At 49.5% G+C, this 20,318-nt stretch carries 13 protein-coding genes and 1 riboswitch; of the genes, 5 read left to right on the top strand and 8 right to left on the bottom strand.

What is annotated here, in order from left to right:
• Window positions 1–58 precede the first annotated feature (58 nt).
• A complete protein-coding gene (locus tag A8708_RS00840; protein WP_239696472.1) occupies window positions 59–1,546 on the top strand; it encodes an MDR family MFS transporter in 1,488 nt (495 codons plus the stop codon).
• Between the two features lie 65 nt (window positions 1,547–1,611).
• Here A8708_RS00840 and A8708_RS00835 read toward each other — a convergent pair whose 3' ends face one another.
• Window positions 1,612–2,589: a Gfo/Idh/MocA family protein gene (locus A8708_RS00835; RefSeq protein ID WP_068661649.1), complete on the bottom strand. Its 978-nt coding sequence runs from the start codon at window positions 2,587–2,589 to the stop codon at window positions 1,612–1,614.
• 193 nt (window positions 2,590–2,782) lie between these two features.
• Here A8708_RS00835 and A8708_RS00830 point away from each other — a divergent pair, with 193 nt between their 5' ends.
• Entirely contained in the window at window positions 2,783–3,394 is a 612-nt protein-coding gene (locus tag A8708_RS00830; RefSeq protein ID WP_068661648.1) for an FMN-binding negative transcriptional regulator, read from the top strand.
• Between the two features lie 56 nt (window positions 3,395–3,450).
• On the opposite strand, the gene A8708_RS00825 is transcribed toward A8708_RS00830, so the two are convergent.
• The gene (locus tag A8708_RS00825; protein ID WP_068661647.1) at window positions 3,451–5,271 is read right to left on the bottom strand and encodes an ABC transporter ATP-binding protein; all 1,821 of its coding nucleotides are present in this window, start codon (window positions 5,269–5,271) and stop codon (window positions 3,451–3,453) included.
• A 307-nt stretch (window positions 5,272–5,578) separates the two neighbouring features.
• A complete protein-coding gene (locus A8708_RS00820; RefSeq protein WP_068661646.1) occupies window positions 5,579–5,974 on the bottom strand; it encodes a VOC family protein in 396 nt (131 codons plus the stop codon).
• 208 nt (window positions 5,975–6,182) lie between these two features.
• Between A8708_RS00820 and A8708_RS00815 the strand changes: the two genes are divergently transcribed.
• Window positions 6,183–7,346: an iron-containing alcohol dehydrogenase gene (locus A8708_RS00815; RefSeq protein WP_068661645.1), complete on the top strand. Its 1,164-nt coding sequence runs from the start codon at window positions 6,183–6,185 to the stop codon at window positions 7,344–7,346.
• A 63-nt stretch (window positions 7,347–7,409) separates the two neighbouring features.
• On the opposite strand, the gene A8708_RS00810 is transcribed toward A8708_RS00815, so the two are convergent.
• From A8708_RS00810 to A8708_RS00795, 4 genes are all read right to left on the bottom strand, one after another.
• Entirely contained in the window at window positions 7,410–9,737 is a 2,328-nt protein-coding gene (locus A8708_RS00810; RefSeq protein WP_068661644.1) for an ATP-dependent DNA helicase, read from the bottom strand.
• An 869-nt stretch (window positions 9,738–10,606) separates the two neighbouring features.
• Window positions 10,607–12,043, bottom strand: a complete 1,437-nt coding sequence (locus tag A8708_RS36720; RefSeq protein ID WP_157264487.1) for a M23 family metallopeptidase — start codon at window positions 12,041–12,043, stop codon at window positions 10,607–10,609.
• Window positions 12,044–12,163: 120 nt separating this feature from the next.
• The gene (locus tag A8708_RS00800) at window positions 12,164–12,391 is read right to left on the bottom strand and encodes a cold-shock protein (RefSeq protein WP_056622331.1); all 228 of its coding nucleotides are present in this window, start codon (window positions 12,389–12,391) and stop codon (window positions 12,164–12,166) included.
• Window positions 12,392–12,481: 90 nt separating this feature from the next.
• Window positions 12,482–12,682 carry a cold-shock protein gene (locus tag A8708_RS00795; protein ID WP_047679716.1) on the bottom strand — a complete coding sequence of 67 codons (201 nt, stop codon included), beginning with the start codon at window positions 12,680–12,682 and terminating at the stop codon, window positions 12,482–12,484.
• A 307-nt stretch (window positions 12,683–12,989) separates the two neighbouring features.
• On the opposite strand from A8708_RS00795, the gene A8708_RS00790 reads away from it, so the two are divergent.
• Complete coding sequence (locus tag A8708_RS00790) at window positions 12,990–15,089, top strand: multicopper oxidase family protein (RefSeq protein ID WP_068661642.1); 2,100 nt, start codon at window positions 12,990–12,992, stop codon at window positions 15,087–15,089.
• A gap of 148 nt (window positions 15,090–15,237) precedes the next feature.
• Window positions 15,238–15,337: riboswitch (purine riboswitch) on the top strand.
• Between the two features lie 74 nt (window positions 15,338–15,411).
• Entirely contained in the window at window positions 15,412–16,746 is a 1,335-nt protein-coding gene (locus A8708_RS00785; protein WP_068661641.1) for a 5'-deoxyadenosine deaminase, read from the top strand.
• Between the two features lie 283 nt (window positions 16,747–17,029).
• Here the strand turns inward: A8708_RS00785 and A8708_RS00780 are convergent, their stop codons facing one another.
• Window positions 17,030–19,966, bottom strand: coding sequence for an SLC13 family permease (locus A8708_RS00780; RefSeq protein ID WP_157264485.1), 2,937 nt, complete (start codon window positions 19,964–19,966; stop codon window positions 17,030–17,032).
• Window positions 19,967–20,318: the final 352 nt, after the last annotated feature.

The raw sequence follows: 20,318 nt of genomic DNA, 5'->3' as shown, positions 1-20,318 counted from the left end.
ATTCAAAATTATAGAGAATACTATCGTCAAGATCAATGGATAGAGTGGAGGCATTATTTTGAGTAAAGATGAGTTACAGCAAGTTCGCTTCTGGCCAATCATGATCGCGATATTCTTCGGATCGTTCGTTTCGATTCTAAGTATGAGTACGATTAATATTGCGATACCGATTCTTAGTGATCATTTCCATACAGATTTGAGCAAAATCCAATGGACAATTACTGGCTTCATGCTTGCAAGTGGTACAATCGCTCCGATTACAGGCTACTTCGGGGAGAAATTCAGCTACAAACGATTATATGCCATTGCGTTGATTGGTTTTACCATATTTTCACTCCTGTGCGCCTTAGCATGGGACGCTTCATCCCTGATTGCATTCCGTATTATCCAAGGGGCTTTCAGTGGTCTAATTATGCCTGCTACGATGACGATTGTGTATCAAGTTATCCCGCGTGATAAGCAGCCAATCGCGATCTCCCTCTGGTCTTTATCTGCGATGATGGCGCCAGCAATCGGGCCTACATTAAGCGGATGGTTATTGCAAAATTGGAGCTGGCACTGGTTATTCCTTATGAACGTACCTGTTGGCCTTGTTGCTATTTTTCTCGTTTTCAAATTAATTCCTTACTACCGTCTTTCTGTTCCAAAAAGATTTGACCTCATCGGCTTACTCACCGTCGTTGTCAGCTCCCTAGCTTTGCTCGTAGGCTTCTCGCAGGGTCATGCTTGGGGATGGTCATCCGGCCGTGTTATCGGGCTATTTGCAACAGGTTTCCTAGTTCTTCTGTTATTCATATGGAGAGAGCTTAAGGTTGATTCACCGCTGTTGAACATCCGTGTATTGAAAAACTCTAGATATACGCTATCTCTTATTATTTCCAGTATTGTTACGATAAGCTTGTACTCAGGTACCTTCCTAACACCGATTTTCTTGCAAAACATTCAGCATGTAACGCCATTGGATACAGGGCTAATTCTATTGCCAGCTTCCCTCGTGATGGCACTTTGTATGCCAATTGTCGGTAAGTTGTACAGCAGTGTTGGACCTCGCATATTAATTTTCATCGGTATTTCCTTAATTGCTGTCGGCACACTTACACTTAGTTGGTTAAGTACAGACGTCTCCCGCGGCTATATCGTTTTCTGGATGATCGTTCGAAACGTCGGTATTGCCTTCGCTACGATGCCTGCAAGTAATGCAGGGATGGAGCAAATTCCGAGAACCCTTTCTGGCCATGCAACATCCATTAATAACTGGGTTCGTAACGTATTCGGGTCTTTCGCAATTGCCCTATTTACTTCCGTCTTGTCCTCTCAAACGGTAACACATAGCAAAGATCTGGCTACTGGCGGAATGACTGATAAAGTGCAAATCGGTACTCATGCATTTACGATGAGTGTCAATGACGTATACTTGCTTGCAACGTTTATCGTACTAGTCGCTCTACCGCTCAGTCTATTCCTTAACAAGCGTTCCTTAGCACCTGACAATCCTTCAGCGTCGGCACCTGCTCCTATTGTAGCAACGCCGAGCCCAAAAGCCTAATACCTAAAAAGAACCCCAGCCTAGTGTGAGACATTCACACTGAGCTGGGGTTTTCGTTTAATAGACTATACCCGGTAGAAGTCACGCAACAATTCATCCATCACACGATTCGTACGAGCGGCTGTTACGCCTGTGCTAGGACTTTGTCCAATTCCTCGGAGATCATCCACAATCTTCTGTATTAGCGGCTGTTGCACATGCGGAGGATTGGGTATCGTCACTTCTTGAACTTCACCGTCAGCGGTTTCAATGCGTAAATCACCACTGAATGTCGAGAACGATAGTTTGCCAAGACTACCCACAATCTCATTCAGATCTAAGTGTTTGTAGGCATTGAAGCTCCATACTCCTGTACCCATCACACCGGATTCGAAGGCATAGCTCGTTGTTACGATATCTTCAACCTTCTGCTTACCGGTTTGATTGCTTGCAAAGCCTTTGACCTCTCCGATCGGCCCTAACAAGTAATCGAGAATATCCAGTGTGTGACTCGCCAGATCCACGAATAGTCCACCGCCGGACAGTTCAGGCTGAATGCGCCACGGTTCTAGTCCTTCTTCATAATCTCTCATCGGTTGCAGGTACGTGGATTGAACGAAACGAACTTCCCCAATGACCCCGCTATCAATCAGACGCTTGATTTCCACGAATTTGGGGAGGCCCCTGCGATAGTACGCTACAAACAAAGGTACGCCCGCTTCTTCGCAAGCCCCAATCATGGCTTGACACTCGGCGTGATTTCTAGCCATCGGCTTTTCTACATAGACGGGCTTCCCAGCTTTGGCTGCGAGCAGCGTATACTCGTGGTGAAATCCTGGCGGTGTTGCGACATAGACTGCGTTAACATCCGGATCGTTCACAAGCGCCGCGGCGTCATCATACCATTTTGCCACACCATGCCGCTTCGCATAATCCTCCGCTAGCGCCCCATTGCGGCGCATAACAGCGACTAGCTCCGAGCCCTCTGCCTTCTGCAGGGCAGGGCCGCTTTTGACCTCCGTCACGTCTCCGCAGCCAATAATTCCCCAACGAACCTTTTCCATCTGTTGGTGCCTCCTTTTATATACTGAGTTAGGTAGGTATTCGACATGATGACTGCGACCTCCTGTACGCCAACTGAACCTTGGGTAGGATCATCCAAAATGGTCTACTCATATACGAAATAAATGGTCCTTCTTATGTACCACAGCAATTGCTATACTGTTGCTTAAACGCTAAAGCAAAGTAGGTGAAGCCATGTATATCCCCTCCCCTTTTAAAATAGAAGACCTGATAGAGATTTATAGCCTTATAGAGGCGCATAGCTTCGCTACGGTCGTTTCTCATCATCTGGAGCGCCCTTGCGCGACCCATGTCCCCCTCCTGTTACACGCAAAGGAGCACTGTCTTTATGGTCATTTCGCTCGTTCAAATTCACAGTGGAACGATATTGAGGGGCAAGAGGTTTTGGTGATTTTCCAAGGTCCCCACTGCTATATCTCACCCTCCTGGTATGGAACACAGGCCGCTGTACCCACGTGGAATTATACGGCCGTTCATGTCTATGGTAAGGTCGAACTCATTCACGACGATCAGGAGGTTCTAGGTGTCTTGCGGCAGCTAACAAGCAAGTACGAGAGGTCAGACAGCACGTATGATGTAGACAGCGTTGATCCTCACTTTCTTATTGGATTAAGCCATGGCGTGCAAGCCTTCCGTCTCTCCATGACAAGCATCGAAGGCAAAGCCAAGCTCAGTCAGAATCAGCCAATCGAGCGTCAAGAACGCATTATTACGGAGTTGGAGCAAAAGGGTGATCTGGAGCGGCAGATTGCTACGCTAATGAGAGAGAAACTGAGCGGCTCCTGACACCAATCAAAAAGCCTCCACACCTGCCAATTCGTAGGTATAGAGGCTTTTTTTGATTAAGAGTGGTGTTGCTGGGTCTGCGGCACCAATTCAGGCGCCATTGGCGAATGCTCCGCAATCAACTGTTCTTGAATTTGCAGTTGTTGCGTAGCAAACTCTCGATACATCTCATGCGACTCGATGAGTTCCTGGTGCGTGCCGCGGCCTGTGACGACGCCTTTGTCGAGGAACACAATCTGGTCTGCGTCCACGACCGTGGATAACCGATGGGCAATGACTAGCGTTGTTCGTCCTTGCATCAAATTCTGCAGCGCCTGCTGCACCACAACCTCGGATTTACTGTCCAGACTCGATGTTGCTTCGTCTAGCATGAGAATCTTCGGATCGCGAAGCAGCGCTCTAGCAATCGCAATCCGCTGGCGTTGTCCGCCTGACAACTTAATCCCGCGCTCTCCGACTTCCGTATCATACTTCTGTGGAAGCTCTTCGATGAAACCATCGGCGTAAGCCATCTCGGTTGCCCGCTTCAGCGCCTCATCCGATACTTCATGCTGCAAGCCATAACAGATATTATCCCGAATCGTCCCCGCTATGAGCGGACTCTCCTGCGAAACATAGCCGATCTGGCTTCGCCAGGAAACGAGTGAGTATTGACCAATCCTTTCTTCGCCTAGCGAAATGTTACCTTCTTGCTGTGAGTAAAAACGCTCTAGCAACGAGAACATCGTCGTTTTCCCACTTCCACTCGGTCCCACAATCGCTGTAACCTTCCCCGCTTCCATCGTGAAACTTACGTCTTTGAGAACGGACTCGCCCTCTTTGTAGCCAAAGGTTACGTTGTCGAAATGCAGGGATTGGGAAGCATCCTTGACGGCTAAACCTGCATGTGGATCCTCCTCTTCATGATCCAGCACCTTGAGGATGGTGTCCGTTGCGCCCATCGCTTTCTGCGTTTGCGTGAAAAACTGTGTAATTTGCGTAATCGGCATCACTATTTGGAAGAGATACAGCATGAAGGCCACCAACTGCCCCGCAGAAATCGCGCCAGACGCTACACGTGTGCCGCCATATCCGAAGAGGACGACGAACATCATCAACATAACAAACATGATGAGCGGTGACATCAATGCTTGAATTTTGCCTTCTTTTAACCCGAATTTGAATAACGTTTGGATCCCTGAGCTACCCTCTTTGTACTCTACAGGCTCCGCATTTGCAGCCTTCACTAGGCGAATTTCAGATAAAACCCGATTCAACACAGACGTGAAGTTAGCCGTCTCGGCTTGCATGCCTTTAGAGATTTTGTACATTTGCATACCTAATGGAAAAAGGATAAGAAAAGCGATCGGGAATATACTGAACATGATCAGTGTCATTTTCCAATCCATATATAAGAGCACGACGATTGACCCGATAATGGAAATGCTGCCTGTAATAAAGCCCGCCATATGTTCAGCGATGAGCCCCTTAATAATAGCGGTATCGTTCGTCATCCGGGAGATCGTATCTCCTGTTTGATGATTGTCATAGTAGCGAACCGGCAGCACCAGCAGCTTCTTCCACAAGCGATCTCTGATACCAGCCACTACCCGCTGACCTGAAAAGTTAAGCAAATACGTCGCTACGCCAGAAGCTACCGCTGATGCTATGAACGCAAGCGCCATCCCGCTAACTTGCCACCAGTTCAGTGAGGAAATGGAGAAATTATCGACTACATTTTTTGTAAAAAGTGGAATCACCAAGGATACTAGCGTGGCAATCACGCTTAACCCTAATGCAATTCCCAGCAGGAGCTTCGGTGGATTCGCCCCCATGACTAGACGGATAAATCCCCGCCAGTTGCTTCTTTGTTTCGGTTGTTCGTTCTTTGTCTTCATCTATTTCTACTCCTTTACCCGATCGGATGTAATACCGTGTGAATATTGTTGTTATCTACTATTGGTTATGATCATACTCCCCAATTTTAAACAGAATATAAACACGTTGTAATCGGTCCGTGGGCGGAGAGGGATATCTGAGGGCGTTACTGCGGGGCGGCTCGGGCCTTTTCTCAGCAACAAAAAGCCCCTCACGAATAGCCGCATGGCTTCTCGCGAAGGAGCTCACTTATTCAGCTCATGTTCATTTCTACGCTCCCAAACTCACTCGTTCAGACCCGCCGCACACACACACCATCTGTTCCTATTATGTTTCAGTAGCCACCTGCCACATGACTCCATAACGGTCTCGCACACGTCCCAGCATCGTACCCCAGAACATCCGATCATAGGGCATAATAACATCGCCATCGACTGCGAGGCCATCATAAATCGTGCGTGCCTCCTCTTCATCCTTGAAAGTGAGCGCTAGGTCCATGCCCATGCCACGATTACTCGCGTCAGCACCTGCATCAGCCAAGAAGAATCGCAGACCCAACGCCTGCAATTCCAAATGCATAACCAGGTGCTTCTTCGACTCATCCATCCCAGGTAAATCCCCATAAGACTGAATGCTAATAATTTCTCCACTGAACACGCTCACGTAGAAGTCAGCCTGTTTTCTTGCATCGGCACTATAAATATACGGAGATAAGGTTGCCATCGCTATTATTTCACCCCTTTGCACGAGCTTATAACAATTCATCTTTGCCCTGTGACTTCTCTTCATTCTATACACTGTCCATTTGTCCTTCTTCTACGCACTCGGATCGCGCATTCGGCTCTATTTTGTTTTTCGTACATCGTTACTATACAATAGTAAGAGGGGCACTCGAGTACCCCCAGTTAAGTACTAGGAGGTAAGAAAGTTCATGAATAGTTTCACTTTCCATAACCCAACCACCCTACATTTCGGTCAAGGTCAATTAGAAAAACTATCAACTGAAGTACCTAAGTATGGGAAAAATATCTTACTCGTCTATGGTGGTGGCAGTATCAAAGCCAATGGCCTCTATGACAAAGTCGTTCAACTTTTACAAGGATTAGAAGCAACCATCGTAGAGCTTAGTGGTGTTGAGCCCAACCCGAGATTAACGACAGTCCACCGCGGTGTAGCTCTGTGTCGCAGTCACAACATCGACCTCATCCTTGCAGTGGGTGGCGGCAGTGTAATTGACTGTGCCAAAGCCATTGCTGTTGGCGCTAAGTTCGATGGCGACTTCTGGGATATCGCAACCCGCAAAGCAGCAGCAACTGGGGCACTCCCTTTGGCAACCGTGCTGACAATTGCCGCTACTGGCTCCGAAATGAACTCTGGTTCTGTCATTACAAATTGGGAAACGCAAGATAAACTTGGTTGGGGAAGTCCATTTTCATTCCCTAAATTCTCTATCCTCGATCCGGCTCATACAACTTCCTTGCCCGAAAATCAAACCGTATACGGCATGGTTGACATTATGTCTCACGTGTTTGAGCAATATTTCCATCATGGAACGAACTCCCACGTACAGGATGGTTTCTGCGAAACGATTCTGCGTACCGTTATCGACACAGCTCCTCTTCTGCTTGCCGATCTGAACAACCTGGAGCATCGTGCAACGATCCTATACAGCGGCACCATGGCGCTGAACGGCACGCTAAGCATGGGGATCCGCGGGGATTGGGCAACGCATAACCTCGAGCATGCAGTTTCTGCTGTCCATGATATTCCGCACGGCGGCGGCTTGGCCATCCTCTTCCCGAACTGGATGACCCATAACCTCGATGCCAATGTGGGACGCTTCAAGCAGTTCGCGCAGCGCGTCTTCGACATTGATGCCTCAGGCAAATCCGATAAACAAGTTGCAGAGGAAGGCATCACGGCACTACGCGCGTTCTTCATCAGCATCGGCGCACCTAGCCGATTGGCAGATTACAATATCGACGAGTCCAGTATTGAGCTCATGGCTGACAAAGCCATGATTTACGGCGATTTCGGCAACTTCCAGAAGCTGACTCGCGCGGATGTCGTGAAGATTTATCAGATGTCGCTATAAGCATAGCGAGTATGAAAAAGCCGCCCCCAAGGTCATTCAACCTTGGGGGTGGCTTTTATACGTTTAGCGTTGCACAGGCAGCATCTTGTAGTCGCGCCATTCCTCTGGCAGCAGACGCTGATAGCGAGGCTGCAGATACCGATCGTCGATTAACAGCAGCACGCCATGATCCGTTTCGGAGCGAATTAACCTACCCCCAGCCTGCTGCACTTTGTTCATGCCGGGGTAGACATAGGCGTAGTCGTACCCGTTTTTGCCCGTACGCTCCATGTAATCCTTGATGAGGTTACGCTCCGCACCTAGCTGCGGCAAACCAACACCTACCACGACAACGCCCGTTAAGCGGTCGCCTACAAGATCTATGCCCTCGGAGAAGATACCCCCCATCACCGCAAACCCTACCAACGTCGTCTCCGTCCCCGCCTGAAAAGCCGAAAGGAAGTGCTCTCGCTCCTCCTCCGTCATCTTGGCTTGCTGCACGAGAACATTGAGCTGAGACTCCTCCGCCTCTTCACCCACAAGATCCGTGAAAGCCTCATACACACTGCTCATATAGGCATATGAGGGGAAAAACACGAGATAATTACCCGCTCGTCCCGAGACTAGCTCATAGATGGAACGAGCAATCTGCGTACGACTCTGTTCTCGGTCCTGGTAACGAGTCGAAAGCGGCTGCACGAATACCTCCAGCTGCTCTTTGGCAAAAGGTGACGGCACCGTCACAGAGTAATCGTTCTCTCCTGCCCCTAACGTGTCCATGAAGTAGGACAGTGGCGATAACGTCGCCGAGAAAAACACATGCGCCCGATAGCCCTTCCCCATTTGCCGCAACAAATGAGATGGGTCCAAGCATACGAGCTTCACGCTGACCTCGTTCCGGTCATTCACAGCCAGCGTCACATACCGCTCGTCGTACAACTTCGAGATGCGCACAAAGTTTTGCGCGCCAAAATACGCATCGAGAAGTGTCGCACTCGCCCCGTTACCACCGGCCGATCTTGCTAACTCTTTTTCAGCTACCGCTATAAAGGCATCTACTTGAACCAACAACGATTCCGGCAGACTAGACTCAACCATCATCTCACGATCCCCGATCTGCTTGCGGAGGGCTATGAAATAGGCATTGATCGCCTTCGCCGCGTCATGAACCCCCTTGCTCACACCTTTAAAATCCCTTTGCAGTGTAAGAAAAACCGATTTATGCAGCTCACTTCCGTACATCTCCCGTGCTCGATCCACCAAATTATGTGCTTCATCAATTAGCAACGTTGTTTTGCGCTTCTGTTCTTCGAACAGCCTTTTCAAATTGACCCTCGGGTCGAAAATATAATTATAATCACAAATTACCCCATCCGCCGCATAGGCCACATCCAACGAAAACTCGAACGGACACACACGGTGCTTCCGCGCATACGTCTCAATTACCGAACGTGTCATCACCGTTTCCTGCCTCAGTAGATCCAGTACCGCCTCATTCACCCGATCATAGTACCCATTCGCGAACTCACAATGTGCCGGCGTACACTTAACCTCTTCCTTCAAACACACTTTATCCTTCGCGGTTAGCGTAACCACCTGAAGCTGCAAACCCTTGTCCTGCAATAGGTAAAATGCTTCCTCAGCAGCCGTACGCGTTATCGTCTTCGCCGTCAAATAAAAGAACCGTTGGAGCAGCCCCTCCCCCATCGCTTTCACCGACGGAAACAGGGTAGACATTGTCTTGCCAATCCCTGTCGGCGCTTTAGCGAAAAGCTTATGCTCATCCTGGATGGTTTTGTACACAGCCCCAACGAGTTTGCGCTGCCCTTCTCGATACTGTGGAAAAGGGAACGGCAGCTCCTTGATGCTCCGATTCCTGCGTTGCTCATGGTCATGCTTCAATTGTGCGTACGGATAATAGCTCTGAATTACCTCATGCACAAACCGCTCAAGCTCTTCGTAGGCAGCCTCCCGCACAAAATGCCGCGTCTCCTCCGTATCCACCTGTGTATACGTCATCTGAACTCGCATATAACCCAGCCCTCGATCGTGAGCAATCATGTAGGCATAGCACATCGCCTGTGCCCAGTGCACAGGGTACGAATTCTCTTCAATCAATGAAATATCTCCAGAAGTCGATTTAATTTCATCTACCATTAGCATACCGCTGTCCGCCTGAACCAACAGCCCATCACAACGGCCATCTATAACAAATAAAAACCCCTCATACGCAATCTCAGCAGATACATACACCTCATGCTGATCGGATTCTCCGTATTGCTTTTGCAGTCTCTGATGCGCCTTCGTGCCATCACTCATTGCTCTGCTCGAGCGAAACTCGGTATCAATACTACCACTACTAAACACATACTCCACAAGCGAACGAACTGATATCTGAACAAGAGGTAGCATGCCACGTCTCCATTATTAGAACATTTGTTCCTTATTATACCATGTGTACCTTTGAAACACTACAAGCGCCTCTCACGCGCAGACTTCGGTCCTTCTGCCATCTTTGTGCTGCTTGTTATGGTGCCCTTCTTTTTTGTCTTGCTTTGATCGCCTGCTTGTCTTGCCTTGATTGCCTGCTTGCTTTACCCTTAGCCTTTTGCCTCCCCTTTCCCCCTACCTACCTCCCTCCTCCCAAAAATAACTGGATTTCCTACAGCTAATCTCATCTCTCAGCCTCCATTTAGCAGAATAACTGGAAAATATCCATCTAAATTGGAGAATAACCAAGAAAACCTTCAAAAACCTCTAATTTAACTACATATTTTCCATCTAATTGCTAAATTCGAGAGAATACAGCGAAATTAGCTGTACATTTTCCATTTATTTGAGTGAGCAGGCGATTTGGATGAGTGAGTGGTAAAGTGGTGCGTCGGCTTATTGAGCTAGTTGGTGGAGGGAGTCACTTGTTCGTTTGTCGAGCTAGTTGGTGGAGGATGTTCTTGATTCGCTTGTTGAGCTAGTTGGTGGGGGGTGTCACTTGGTTCGCCTGTTGAGCTAGTTGGTGGAGGGTGTCACTTGGTTCGCCTGTTGAGCTAGTTGGTGGAGGGTGTCACTTGGTTCGCTTGTTGAGCAAGTTGGTGGGGGGTGTTTCTTGGTTCGCCAAGCCACCCCCCCTCTCATTGAGCACAGCTCATGCACAGAAGGGGAGACTCAGTGATGTTGTCTAGTGATCTTGGCTTGCGATGTCTTCTTGATGATGTAATGTTGGTGGATGTAATCTTGGCAATTTCGCCTTGGTAATGTAGACGTAGCGACGCCTCATTTGACAATCATTTCCCCCATTGAAATGGGGTCGTATTAAAAAATAAGTCCGGATTAGCCTGAATATTATGCGCCCAAAAGGTGAAATGCAGATGCGGCCCGGTGGAGAAGCCCGTCGTGCCGACAAGCCCGATAATGTCGCCCTGTTTGACGCGGTCGCCAGGTTTGACACGCAGCTCGGAGAGATGCGCGTACTGCGAGAACAACCCCATCCCATGGTCAATATAGATGGAATTACCGGTCAAATATAGGAGTTCCGCTAGCGCGACAACTCCATCGTTCGTAGCCTTGATCGGCGTGCCTTCTTTGGCGGCTAGATCAAGGGCCATATGCGCGCTGTCGTATTTCCCGTTCACATAACGGGTGTACCCATACGGCGTGGTCAAAATCCCCTCGATCGGCTTCACGAACGGCCCGCTGAACAAAAACTTCGGCTCCGACTTGCTCCGAGCCAGATCGATCTTCTTCTGATCGGCATTGATGCGCGCCGTATCCTGTTTCATATCTTCCATTTGTTCCGTAACCTTCAAATACTGTGTCTCGAACTTTTTGGCTTTGATCGTCAGCGTCTGATCACCAATCGGATAGGTGCCAGCCTTCGTACCCATCGGGATTGGCAAGTATGTAAAATATCCCGCTTCATAAGGTTGAAGTGTGTAGGTTTTGCCCTGCCAAGCAATACTGCCTGGCTCCTTCTGGCGTAAAAGCACAATATCACCTGGCGATGCCTGATCCGGAATGAGCTTCCAACTAGCGCCCATGACTGCCTTTGCGCCAGCGTCGTCTTTATAGAGCGCAGCCTCCGCTTTGAGCTCCGCCAAATGGGCCTTCACCCCTTGCATGACCACCTTCGCATCCTCCGTCATGCCATCTATCCAACTCTGTCCACCATCCACAGTGAGCACGAGCGGGCTCTTGCTATTCGTTGTACTGGGCAATAGCGCCCAACCAATCTTCGGCGTCACGAACTGTGACTGCTTCACATCATACATCGTCCCGTTCAGCGTAACACTATCCACGCTCGGCATTCCTGTGGACGTCAGAGTTGAAGCTCCCGTTGCACCGTTTGCCACACTACCTGCTCCGTTCTCCAAGCTTAGCAGCTTCGTGATTGCTTCCAATCCATTCACGGCCGCACCTTCATCCGTCGGCAGGGCTTCCGTACTCGTCATTTCCTGCCAATGGGCACCGCCATCTGAAGTATGCGCCATGCCATCCGCATATTTCACCCAGCCTCGATCAAGATCAAGCATCCGAAATTCTAGGGCTTCACGAGGGGTTGGGGTTGGTACTGGCGTTGCAACAACAATGTCTGCTGCCTCCTTCTTCGAAGAGGTCAATGTTCCAAATGGTGAGTCTCCAATGAAAATGACCACACCCGCAGCTAGGATGCAAGCACAGGCTAGCAGTGGCCATTGGCGCCGTTTTCTAGGTTTCACAGACATGCCTACCTCCCAAAGGATGACGAGGGCTGTCCTCTTACTAAACGCCGTCGTCTCTGATTTCACTCTTCTCATGGTAACACAAAAAACCCGAAGACAGCTATGTCTCCGGGTTCTATCATCCTATATTTGTACGCCCTTTTTGAGCGTTTTCTGATCACTATTCGTGTTATTAACTAATGGAAGTAACTTGACACTTCGAACCATTGTGGACTGACATAAATGACATGTCGGCACATGATCGAATGCAAAATTATCTCGCATCCAGCCTTTACAGCCTTCATTTTCACAAGACCATACCGTCACATTTTCTAGAGGCATCTCTTCAAGCGACTTTTTTCTGGAATACATGGATAAACCTCCTTAGAGTACTAAGCATCAGATAGCTTTAAATTGAAAAAGACTGCCATTACTTAAGTAAAGGCAGTCTTTTTAATTATATTACAGTTTTACAACGTTTTCTGCTTGTGGTCCGCGGTTACCTTGAACTACGCTGAATTCAACGGATTGACCTTCGTCCAAAGTTTTGAAACCGTCGCCTTGGATTGCGGAGAAGTGAACGAATACATCGTTGCCGCCTTCAACTTCGATAAAACCAAAACCTTTTTCTGCGTTAAACCATTTTACTGTACCAGTAGCCATTGTGAAATACCTCCAAAAATTATTAACATGTTTTTTATTCTTCAAAGAGAAAAAATTCACACATTGTATAAGGTTCACTAACAAAAATGAAAACCCTTTACAATATGTGAATTCAGGTTCTATTTGTCGATTGAATTTATCATAACACACCATTTATGAAAACGCAAACTATTTCCAAAACTTTACTAGCATATTTTTTCGAAAAGCTGCCCCAACTTTAGTCTAGGTTGCCTCTTGGTCTAGAGACGGTTTGATGATCAGGGCAGGGGAACTATACTTGAGGTATCGCGTTTAGGAGGGTTTCATCGTGTATAACATAAGTATTCAAACGATATTAGCAGCAAGTGTTTTATTGGTCATTTTTACGTGGATCGGAGGCGTCAAAGCGTCTCGTTTATTGTATAGCGGGAGCTTAGAGAAGCTACATAGCAAAACGCGCAAGCTGCTTTTCTGGGCATGGTTTCCGATTCTTCCTGCGGCAGCCGTTGTAACTGCTATCGTCTGGTTGCAGATGAACATGGATCCAATTTTCTGGAGGGATCGGGTCTTCCTGCAGGCACCGCTTGTCGTTATTCCTCTTCTAAGCATATGGTTCGTAGCTGTTCCTAAACTGCTGAAACTTCGCTCCCTAACAAGGGTAAGCTTAGCCGAGAGTGGCGCCGCAATTGAGCCTGCTATGTTCCACAGAGCCGCTAGTCCTGGCCTTGTTTTCCCTTATCAATTAACCGCGCTTAGCGCTGCGACTTCCCTTTATTTCACCCTAGTACCTTCGGTTCCTTTCCAATGGATGGAGACCACGATTCCTATCGCTATCCTGATCGTCCTTGCAGCCAGTCTCTGGTTGCGCCATAACCTTCGTGCCAAGCAAGTACGTAAAGCAACGAACTACCAAGCTCCTCGTTTGTTGGCGCGCTTTGGTGCCATGACAGGCGTGCTCATCGTGATTGCAGGGATCGGCTTCTATTTATTTAACTTCGCCATGGATAAAAGCGTACTCCCAGCCGAGATCGACATGGCCAGTGGAACGCATGATTATGGCGGCGGAGCCGGCGGAGAGCATGCCCATCACGACATGACTGCAATGGCAGGCATGGTATCTGTCGCTGACTTAACGGGCCCGAAAGAGGGAACGCCGGATCGTCATTTTACACTTGTAGCACAGAAGAAAACGGTCACTCTAAGCTCTGGCAAAACCGTGGATGCGTGGACTTATAACGGTCAAATCCCTGGACCTGAGCTTCGTATGAAAGAAGGCGAACTTATTGAAGTCACGCTTACGAATGACGATATTGATGTTGGCGTAACCGCCCATTGGCACGGTTTAGATGTGCCTAACGCCGAAGATGGCGTCGCTGGGGCTACGCAAAATGCGGTAATGCCCGGTGAAACTTACACATACCGTTTCCGCGCTGAGCAGGTGGGCAGTTTCTGGTACCACTCTCATCAGGATTCGCAAGAAGCGGTTAGCAAGGGGCTGTTTGGCTCGTTGATCGTGGAGCCTAAGGAAACGACAGATACAACCACATTTACAATTCCGTTCAAAGATATCACAGTTATGACTCATCGTTGGAAGAATACTTTCGCTATCGGCGCTAATGATGAGCTCGATCGTCAAAAAGTTGCTCCTGGGACGCCTGTCCGGATGCGACTCATCAACACAGATGATTGGGTCAATCAAACATATACACTTGTAGGTACTCCTTTTGAAGTGGCTGCTATCGATGGGACAGATTTGAATAAGCCGGGTCTCTTGACCAATACACGTGTCATTGTGCCAACTGGCGGGCGATTTGATCTCACCTTTGTAATGCCAGATCATCCTGTTTACCTAAATGTGGGGACGAATAAAAATGGCGGCATTCTTCTGTCAGAGGATGGCCAAGGTAACGTTCCTGAGCTGCCGCAGACCGTACCATTCGATCCACTTACCTACGGCAGTCCAAAGGCCACGCCTTTTGATGCGAGTAGTTCATTCGATCGGGATTTCACACTCATTTTAGATAATAAACTAGGCTTCTATAACAGAAATTTCGACTTCCTCTATACATTGAATGGAAAAGTATTTCCAGATGCGCCGATGTTCATGGTGAAGGAAGGGGATTTGGTCAAAACAACAATTATTAGTCGCGGGAATGTCGAGCATCCGATGCATTTACATGGTCATCATGTTCTCGTCCTTTCACGTAATGGCAAACCTTCCACAGGCAGTCCATGGTGGTCGGATACGCTAGATGTTCAGCCTGGGGAAACGTATGAGGTGGCTTTCGTTGCTAATAACCCTGGGCTATGGATGGATCACTGCCATAATCTTGTGCACGCTGCCGCGGGGATGTCGATGCATTTGATGTACGAAGGGGTTACAACACCGTTTTCAGTTGGAAGTGGCACACAGAATCATCCGGAATAATACTTACCGTAGAAGTACGAGGCGCCATTCACATTTCCGACAAGATTGGAAGCTATTTTTTCATAAAAGAGGGAGGGCATGTCATGTTTACTTACATTTCGTTGACAAATTACTCCGAGGCAGTTTACTCTAAAAGAAGAAGGCACGACAAATTGCATATGACCTCTTTCGTATAACCTTAATAATTGGATTAAGGGTCTCTACTTAGAAACCGTAAATTTCTAGCTACGAAAAATGTGCACTGATTAACAGGCATATTTTTCATGGCTAGTTTTTTTGTACCTAGATATTCATATATTAGTGGAGTAGGGGGTTGGGTACGATGACAACGATTTTAATTAAAGATGCTCAAATCGTGACCATGAATCGGAACGGAGACATCATAACAGGGGATATGCTAATCGAAAATGACCGCATCACTGCGATCGGACCGGATATCAATCCCACACGCGCAGATAAAATCATCAACGCCAAGAATCGAACGATCATTCCAGGCTTTATTCAGACGCATATTCACCTCTGCCAGACGTTGTTCCGTGGTAAAGGGGACGATCTCGAGCTAATGGATTGGTTGAAACAGCGGATATGGCCGTTGGAAGCTTCCCATGACGAGGAATCGATTTATTACTCCGCGATGCTTGGGATTGGCGAACTAATTCAAAGCGGCACGACAACCATTGTGGATATGGAGACGGTGCATCATACTGATTATGCTTTTCAGGCCATCGCCAAGAGTGGCATTCGCGCATTGTCAGGTAAGGTGATGATGGACAAAGGGGACGAAGTTCCGTTCGCTTTGCAAGAAAATACGACGGACTCGCTTCAACAAAGCGTTGATTTGCTGGAAAAATGGAACGGGCACGACGACGGTCGGATCCAGTACGCGTTTTCACCGCGTTTTGTGATCTCGTGTACAGAGGAGTTATTGCGCGAGGTTCGCAATTTGTCCGAACAGTACAACGTGAAGGTCCACACGCATGCTTCTGAAAATCTCGGTGAAATCGAGATCGTCCAAGCCGAAACGGGCATGCGCAACGTCGTCTACCTCGATCATCTCGGCTTAGCCAACGAGCGATTGATTCTGGCCCATTGTATCTGGCTCGATGAGCAAGAGAAACGCATCATTCACGAGCGTGGCGTGCACGTCAGCCACTGTCCGGGCTCCAACCTGAAGCTGGCTTCAGGGATCGCCGAAACCCCAGAGATGCTCAAGCTGGACATCTCTGTCAGCTTGGGAGCAGATGGGGCGCCGTGCAACAACAATCTCGACATGTTTAACGAGATGCGGCTCGCTGCGCTTATCCAGAAGCCCGTGCACGGGCCGACAGCGATGAATGCGCAAGCGGTGTTCCGCATGGCGACCATCGGCGGCGCTCGCGCCGTGGGCATGGCGGATGAGATCGGCAGTCTCGAAGTCGGCAAGAAAGCCGACCTCGCAATTCTCGATCTCAACAATTTCCACACGTATCCGTCCTACGACGTGGATCCGATCTCGCGCATCGTCTACTCGGCGACGCGTGCTGATGTGGAGACGACCCTTATCAATGGTCGGATCGTCATGGAAAACCGCATCCTGCGGACGGTTGATAAGGACATCGTCCTGCCTGAAGCGAACCGCTCCATTCAGCGGTTGTTGAAGAGGGCGAACCTGCGCTGAGTTACACAGCGCAGGTCAAAAACCCCCACGTAGGCTATCGTGGGGGTTTTGTCGTTCCATTTAAATGGAAATTCTACAGGTATTTCACTCAAAATCAGCGGTAATTTTGAAGTAGATGGAAAAAGTACAGTTAATTTCAGCAGAATCGGGCGAATAGGGCAGATTGCATGAAAATAGATGGAGGTTTTCCATTTAAACAGTTTTCCCAGCTAGTTTTATAGCAAAATACCTGCATGTTTTACAGTTAAATTTGCAAAAGGGAAGCTACAACTCCTGTAATCACCTAATGGATAAGCCCCAACCACTGCCAATACGGCACACACAGAAGAGCAAGCAAGAGCACTGCTAATCCGTAAACAAATGCAATCTTCTGGCCCTGTCGATGGCTAAATGCTTTCCCTTCGGAACTATAATAAGCCGTCAAATACGTCGGCGATTGATAGGCGAAGAAGAACGGATCCGTCGAAAGAAGCACCACGAAAACGAGGATCCACGGATGCACACCCGCTTGATCGGCCAGCGGCAGGAGCGCCGTGACTAGCAAAATGACAGCTGGGTCATCCCTAACGATTAACGTGACAATGAATGAAAGCACGATAACTGCCGCAAGGAAGAAGAACGGCGACGTGACGAAGACACCCATATGCTGGCCCAGGAAAGAAGACAGAGCTTCGACGAGCCCTAGCTCATTCGCGGCTGCCGAGAAGCTGAAGGCTACGCCGAGGAATAGCAAGAACGTCCAGTCGATGCCAGTTGAGATGGTTTTGCGGTCCAACACGCCGCTAATGACGAGTACGGCAAAGCCAATCAGCATAACCCAAGCACTGTCGATGCCGTGAAGCGGTTGTAACACTAACATGATAATGCAGCTAAGGACAGTTGTGACGGCAATGCGCTCCTCCCGCGTCAGCGGACCTAGCAGCCGCAGCTGCTCATCCAAGACATCCGCAGCGATTGGCTTGGATGATGCGGTTTTGCGGAACATGATGAGGATAACTGCAAGTAGCACAGCGCTAAATATGATAAATGCCGGCAAGGCATAGATGAACCACTGAATCCAATTCACAGGCGAAGCATTAGTGACAAGTCCAAAGGCTAGCACGTTCGTGTATGAGCCTGTGAGCACGAATGGCGCTGTGAAACCGTAGAAGAGCATTGCAGTGAGGCCTAAGCCTGCTGCGCCATGACTGCGGGCTTTGAAGCCCATGGATTCGGACAGCGTCTGCGCAATCGGCACGCCAAGTGATACCTTCGCTGAAGAGGAAGGGATCATCGGGTTTAACATGATACCGCCGGCCACAATGCCCCACAGCTGCCCGCGATAGGTAGCGGGGAAGCGCTTCAGGGCATGGAGAGAGAAGCGGTATAAGAAGCCTGACTTCGTTATCACAGCGCTCATCGCCATGATGAAGATCATGTACAGCCACGTCGGCGATGCGAAGCCCGACAAGGCGACCTCGGGCGGGACGAGTCCGCCGATCACCCAGAGCATGGCCATGCCCAAGGCTACGATGTAGTCGGGCATGATGTTCACGATCCACAGGATCACGGCGGCTAAGCCGATCCCGATGAAGTCCATGCCGTGGCGGGACAGTCCCGCTACGGGCTCGGCCATGTGGAAGCCGAGCACCGAGGCCACGGCCAGGATGACAGCCGCTAGGCCCAGCCAGCGGCTGCGGTCACCCAGACGCGCCGCGCCTGCGGCGAGGCGTTCGCTCTTGCTTCTGGCCAGCATCTGCTTGGCCAGGCCAAAGCTTTGCTCTCCTTGGCGCGGAGAGCCCAATCCCGACAGCGCGGTTGACTCCGCGAGCTGCAGGTACTCGAGCGCAAGCTGCTTTCGCCCCAGCTTGCGGCACAGATCAGCGCCCCACTCGTAGACGGTGGTGAGCTGCTGCGCCGAATAGGCGGCGCCTTGTTGATCCAGCGCCGCCTCAACGATGGACAAGCCCGCTTCGGGCGCGTGTTCCACGCAGTAGCGGACATAGGCCCACAAGACCGCGTAGCGCGCGACAAGCAGCTCATCCGGACAGCGCCGAAGCGCACGGCCGATCACTCGCTGCTGCCGCTCAGACTCGCTCAGGGCAGCTTCTGCTGCCTTCTCTGCCTTCTCTGCCTTCTCTGCCTTCTCTACCTGCATGACACGTCCTGTCGCCTTCATCTGCCTTTGCTGCTCTGCTTGCCCAACTTGAACTGTCGCTTTCTCCTGCCCTTGCTGCTCTGCCTGCCCTACTTGTCCTGACGTCTTCTCCTGCCCTCGCTGCTCTGCCTGCCCTACTTGTCCTGACATCTTAGCCTGCCCTCGTTGCTCCGCTTGCCCAACACGTCCTGTCGCCTTCTCCTGCCCAGCAGTCTCTGCTCGCTTCGCTACCCCGACTAGCACTGCTTGTCCCATTGCCTTTATTTGCTCCGACTCCACTTCACCCGCAGCCACGGCGGCTGCATCCAGCGCTTGCTCCCATGCATTGCGCGCGACATGCACTTCAACTACCGCCGCCCAGTCGCCTTGGGCTTGATAGTACGCCAAGGCTTGCCCCACCCAGAATTGCTGTTTCTGCTCGCCATAGCGCAGAGGCAGCATGTCTAGCATGACGCGAGCGATTTCCGGGCGAATCTGCACGGAATCCTGTTCCACGCCCTGCTGGATGAATCGGCCTAGTGCAGGATAAGCCTGATTAGCCCCTTCTATGGTCACGCCGAAGAGATGATTCAGCAACCCAGCACGCATGTTAGGCAAGCAGGCGCACGCGAACAGGAAATCCCGTAGAACTGTCGGCAGCAACTCCAACTCATGCAGTACCCATTGTGCTTTTGCTTCTTTAGAGGCCTGTAATTGACCGTTGGTTGATACTAAACGTTGCGAAAGCAGTCGAATGAAATAGGAAGAGATCTGCGGCTGCTCAACGACTAACCGATCAAATGTTTCTCGATCTATGTAGTAGAGAACGCTTTCTACTGCTAGGATGGCTGTAGCCGATCTCGGCTCATTCGTTAACAGCGCCATTTCCCCCAGCGTGTCCCCTTCCTGTAAGCTCGCGAGCGATTGGCGTGTACCATCTTGCTTCTGAGAGAACAGCTCGACTCTGCCGCTCTCAATCAGATACATACTGTCTCCAGGATCACCTTGCTCGAACAGCATGTCTCCCGCTTGCCCCTTCACCATATCTAATTTACCCAGAAGCTTAGCTAACTCTATGTTAGAGAAATCCTTAAACATCTCCATATCTTTAATCGCCACGAATGATCAACTCTCCTTGCGTGATGCTATACAAACATCGAAAGCTATACGAACTCCATGAATACTGTACGCTTGGCATGACAATTTTGTCTACAAAAATTCGCTAGGCATAAAAGCAGACGTGGCACTAGCGTTATGGCATCACCTTCCGTATTTGTTCTCTTCAATGAATGAAATAAAGGTATGCCATTCTCGTTACCCTATCACTCTATTCCCAACTACGGCAGGTTTTCCTGACCGAAACCCAATAGCCAAAATCGAGTAGGCCCATGCGCAATTGCATGGGCCTCTCACAGATCCGGACATGCGGGTCATCGCATCCGGCTCCTCCAAGATT

Source organism: Paenibacillus oryzisoli, assembly GCF_001653565.1.
Taxonomy (GTDB): domain Bacteria; phylum Bacillota; class Bacilli; order Paenibacillales; family NBRC-103111; genus Paenibacillus_E; species Paenibacillus_E oryzisoli.
The sequence above is the reverse complement of the archived record's forward strand: the minus strand, read 5'-3'. Positions and strand labels throughout refer to the sequence as shown.

What these genes read in the sequence shown, in the direction of transcription:
- A8708_RS00835 (WP_068661649.1), bottom strand. Translation starts at nt 2,589, where the DNA reads ATGGAAAAGGTTCGTTGGGGAATTATTGGCTGCGGAGACGTGACGGAG.
- A8708_RS00830 (WP_068661648.1), top strand. Translation starts at nt 2,783, where the DNA reads ATGTATATCCCCTCCCCTTTTAAAATAGAAGACCTGATAGAGATTTAT.
- A8708_RS00825 (WP_068661647.1), bottom strand. Translation starts at nt 5,271, where the DNA reads ATGAAGACAAAGAACGAACAACCGAAACAAAGAAGCAACTGGCGGGGA.
- A8708_RS00820 (WP_068661646.1), bottom strand. Translation starts at nt 5,974, where the DNA reads ATGGCAACCTTATCTCCGTATATTTATAGTGCCGATGCAAGAAAACAG.
- A8708_RS00815 (WP_068661645.1), top strand. Translation starts at nt 6,183, where the DNA reads ATGAATAGTTTCACTTTCCATAACCCAACCACCCTACATTTCGGTCAA.
- A8708_RS00810 (WP_068661644.1), bottom strand. Translation starts at nt 9,737, where the DNA reads ATGCTACCTCTTGTTCAGATATCAGTTCGTTCGCTTGTGGAGTATGTG.
- A8708_RS36720 (WP_157264487.1), bottom strand. Translation starts at nt 12,043, where the DNA reads ATGTCTGTGAAACCTAGAAAACGGCGCCAATGGCCACTGCTAGCCTGT.
- A8708_RS00800 (WP_056622331.1), bottom strand. Translation starts at nt 12,391, where the DNA reads ATGTATTCCAGAAAAAAGTCGCTTGAAGAGATGCCTCTAGAAAATGTG.
- A8708_RS00795 (WP_047679716.1), bottom strand. Translation starts at nt 12,682, where the DNA reads ATGGCTACTGGTACAGTAAAATGGTTTAACGCAGAAAAAGGTTTTGGT.
- A8708_RS00785 (WP_068661641.1), top strand. Translation starts at nt 15,412, where the DNA reads ATGACAACGATTTTAATTAAAGATGCTCAAATCGTGACCATGAATCGG.
- A8708_RS00780 (WP_157264485.1), bottom strand. Translation starts at nt 19,966, where the DNA reads ATGGAGATGTTTAAGGATTTCTCTAACATAGAGTTAGCTAAGCTTCTG.